Raw genomic sequence first — 2918 nt, 5'->3', positions numbered from 1 at the left:
ATCGTATGCGAGCTCGAAGGCCCGGGCCCGACCTTGTAGAACTCGTCCACTACGGTCATGACCGGGCCCTTGGACTTCTTCACCACATTGAGGTCGGGCGAAAGCGGGCGGGAGCCCAATCGTTCTCCCGACGCTTCCTGCGCTGCCTGGGCGGCGCGGGCATCGGGCGTCCAGGTGGTGCCGGTCATCACCGCCGCGGCGCCGATGACGGCGTTTCGTATGAGAAAAGCCCGGCGGTCGATGTTCGCGTTGGTGCTATCCGCGGGCAATTCCGGGAGCAGGTCGTCGTTTTCTGGTGTTCGTATCTTCATTGCCGTTTCCTCTCGATCTGAGTTTCTTTGTCAGCGTCCGTTCAAGGCCGAGTCCTCTCCCCCTGGTCGGCGGCCAGTCCGATCGACCCAGTAGCGCCGCCTCCGATGCTTCCTGGCCTGGGGAGTGTAGCGAGCAGATGCGGATCGGAAAGAACAAGAAAAAGGACCTCTATGCCAAAGGATCTTACTGGAACGCGATCGGTCGGGGCCCCCGAAAAACTACGGGCCTGGTTCCAAAAATCTACTAGGCACCGAGCCGGTGGTCTTTGGTAATCCGGTAGTCTTTGGTGGGGGTGTTCGTGGACGGATCTACCAGATGGAATTTCTCGGCAGACCGTCGGCGCCTTTGTTAAGTTCTGATGAATTTCTGAACGCTGGTAGATTCTTCTCCTGGGACTCGTAGTTTTACGAGTTCCGCTCCCATCTTCCCTCCGCTAGCCTCTCTGACGTGAGGACATCCTCCAGGAGCGAGGCCCGGAATGGGCGACGCTTCGATTTTGGCGTCCGTTTCGAGGATACGACTGATGGCGAGATGAATATCCCAATGAACCTTTCACAGAGCGTCACACTTGTTGGCCTACTTCTCACCCTTCGATCGCCGGGGCTCGCCGGCCAGGCCGACACCCTGAGCTGTTCCTCTCAACCGGGGGAGCGTCAGCACTGCTCCGCCGACACGTCCGCGGGCGTCGCACTCCAGGCGTCCACTGGGAGCGCACCGTGCCTTCTGGGAAAGACGTGGGGCTATGACGACGCCGGCGTCTGGGTCTCGGACGGGTGCAGCGGCGAGTTCGTCGTCGGGCAGGCTGCCCCTCCGGCGGCGGAGCCGTCGGAGCCCAGGAAGGAGGCTCCGGCTTATGTTCCCAACGCCGGTTTCTTGCTCGTCGAAGGGGACAAGGGCGAGATGTACGTCCGGCTATTCAGCTACGTGCGCTACCTCAATCAGAAGGGACTCGATGCGAGCTACACGGACTACTTCGGCAATACGCACCTTGTCCCACAGCGCGAGGACGTGCAGCTCAACAAGTTCTTCCTGCCCTTCTCCGGATGGTTCCTCACGCCGAAGTTCCGCTATTACCTCTACGTCTGGTCGGCGAATACCTCGCAAGGCGATCCGGCTCAAGTGGTGGGCGCCGGGAATCTGAGCTACACCTTCAACCGGTTCGTCACCGTGGGTGGAGGGATCACGAGCCTCCCCAGTGTCCGGAGCACCGAGGGCCAGTTCCCTTACTGGCTCGGCATCGACGACCGCTTGACGGCGGACGAATTTTTCCGCGGCTCCTATACGACCGGGTTCTGGGTCAAGGGCGAGCTATCGACCGAGCTCAAGTACATGGTCATGATCGCGAACAACCTGAGCACGCTCGGAGTCAGCGCGGCACAGCTCGACAACGAATTGAACACCTCCTCGTTCATGCTCCAGTGGCTCCCGACGACCGGTGAGTTTGGCCTCTACGGAACCTTCGGCGACTTCGATCACCACGAGACCGTGGCAACTCGCCTCGCGGCGCACTACACCCACAGCCGCGAGGACAAGCAGAGTCAGCCAGGAACGGATTCGATCGAGAACAGCCAGATCCGACTCACCGACGGAAGCGTCATCTTCACGCCGAACCTCTTCGGACCGGGGATCGTCGTGGACAAAGTGGACTACGACATGGTGAGCCTCGACGCCGGTGTCAAGTACCGCGGCCTTTCACTCGAGGCCGAATACTACTGGCGGTGGCTCGGCGATTTCGAGGGCCCGAACACCTCCGGCATCGCCGACATCGACGACCACGGGTTCCAGGTGCAGTCCTCGGCGATGCTGGTGCCGAAGACGCTTCAGGCGTATCTCAGCGGCTCGGCCATCCGGGGCCGCTACGGGAATGCTTCCGAGGTGAGGGCGGGCGCCAACTGGTACTTCGTCCGGGAGCGGGGCCTTCGCGTGAACGGGGAATGGATCCACTTGAACAACTGCCCGGTGGGCTACACGGCGGTTCCCTATCCCGTGGGCGGAAACGGCAACGTCTTCCACGTGAACCTGGAGATGAACTTCTGAGAGCGGTCATGAGCAGGCTCGGAAGCGGAATCCTCGGCCTCGTCCTTCTCCTTTTCGCCGCCGCCTCGGCGCGGGCGCAAGCGGGATACGACATCCACGATTCTCACCTCCACCTCACGAACTACGTTCAGGAGGGCACCGACATCCGCGACTTCCTGAAGGTCATGGGCGAACGCGTGGGCCGGGTCGCGATCTTCGGAATTCCGCTCCAGCAGCAATGGTCCTACGCCAATACCGGCGACTTCGCCCCGACCTATTACCTCCAGACCGACGCGCCTCTCTACTACTACTCGTTCACCGACGCCCATATCGCCATGGCGTACCGGTCTCTTCCCAAGGAAGACCAGGCGCGGCTCGATCCGATGATCACCGGGTTCAACCCCGCCGACATGTATGCCGCCGATCACATCCGCCGCGTTCTGGAGACGTTTCCGGGAGTGTTCACCGGAATCGGCGAGTTCACCATCCACAAGGAGTTCGTCTCCGCGAAGATCGCGGGCGAGACAGCAAGCCTCACGAACCCCGCCCTCGATCGAATCCTCGACTTCGCGGGCGAGGTGGGGCTGGTG

3 protein-coding genes are annotated in these 2918 nt (G+C 61.7%); 2 read left to right on the top strand and 1 reads right to left on the bottom strand.

The features are described from left to right. Positions 1-311: L-serine ammonia-lyase (locus VEK15_08415; GenBank protein ID HXV60703.1), on the bottom strand; the 311-nt coding region annotated here is incomplete at its 3' end. Positions 312-855: 544 nt separating this feature from the next. Between VEK15_08415 and VEK15_08410 the strand changes: the two genes are divergently transcribed. Together VEK15_08410 and VEK15_08405 are read left to right on the top strand one after the other, a co-directional pair. Then, complete coding sequence (locus VEK15_08410; GenBank protein HXV60702.1) at positions 856-2349, top strand: DUF3011 domain-containing protein; 1494 nt, start codon at positions 856-858, stop codon at positions 2347-2349. Between the two features lie 8 nt (positions 2350-2357). Next, positions 2358-2918, top strand: a 561-nt coding sequence (locus VEK15_08405) for an amidohydrolase (protein HXV60701.1), incomplete at its 3' end; no start/stop codon positions are given.

This window comes from Vicinamibacteria bacterium, assembly GCA_035620555.1.
Taxonomy (GTDB): Bacteria; Acidobacteriota; Vicinamibacteria; order Marinacidobacterales; family SMYC01; genus DASPGQ01.
This window is presented reverse-complemented; position numbering and strand designations above follow the sequence as displayed.